We start from the raw sequence: 856 nt of genomic DNA on the forward strand, positions 1-856 counted from the left end.
CCAGCGCCAGCAGGCACGGGCTGGCGGCGAGCCCGAACGCCCATTGCAGGGGCGGTCGCGGCCGCGCTGCGCGGGTGGCGGGCGGTACGCGGTCGGCACTGCCCAGCGCGCGTGCGCGTCCGGTACGCGCATACACCGCGTGTGCCCGCGCGTAGGCGCCGAAGTGGCGGCGGTCGGCCTCCAGCCAGCGGTCGCGCTCGGCCAGCTCGGCCGGCTCCAGTGCACCGCGATCTTCGCGGGCCACCCAGCGGGCGGCCTGGTCATCGATCGGGTTTTCAGCGGCGCCTTGCATGGACGGCCTCCGTATTGTCCGTTTTCCCTGTGGACCCTGCATCACCCACATCCTGTTTCATCGACTCCATCAACAACCGAATACCCTTGCAAACGTGCTTTTCCACCGTGTTCTCACTGATCTGCATTCGCTCGGCGATCTCGCGTTGCGAGAAGCCTTCCACGCGCCGCAGGATGAAGGCCTGGCGGCACTTGTCCGGCAGCTGCGCGATCAGCGCGGTGACCTTGTTGAGTTCCTGGCGCGAAGACGCCAGCCGTTCCGGTGAAGCATCCTCACCGGTGATCGGCAGCCGATCAAAGTCGGCCACCATGTCCATCGATACCACCTGGGCGCGACGCAACTGTTGCAGCACCACCGATTGCGCCACCCGGTAGACGTAGGCACGCGGTTGCCGCACGTGCGACACGTCGGCGAGCGCCGCCAGGATCGCGTAGGTCTCCTGCACCACGTCGTCCACGTCCTGCGCCTGCGCCATGCGCCGCCGCAGCCAGTCGCGCAGGCCCCGCTCGTACGGCAGGACATGCTCGGCCAACCACAACGCCCGCTCTGCTGCCAATGTTGCGC

At 68.2% G+C, this 856-nt stretch carries 1 protein-coding gene and 1 pseudogene; both read right to left on the reverse strand.

The genetic code is table 11. From position 1 onward, the window contains the following. Positions 1-292, reverse strand: a pseudogene (locus tag ACXJKH_RS21430) (hypothetical protein); the annotation flags it as partial. After that, positions 276-856, reverse strand: a 581-nt coding sequence (locus tag ACXJKH_RS21435; protein ID WP_457322401.1) for an RNA polymerase sigma factor, incomplete at its 5' end; no start/stop codon positions are given. The pseudogene ACXJKH_RS21430 and the gene ACXJKH_RS21435, both read right to left, overlap by 17 nt.

The sequence above is a fragment of the Stenotrophomonas sp. P5_B8 genome, from assembly GCF_054049855.1.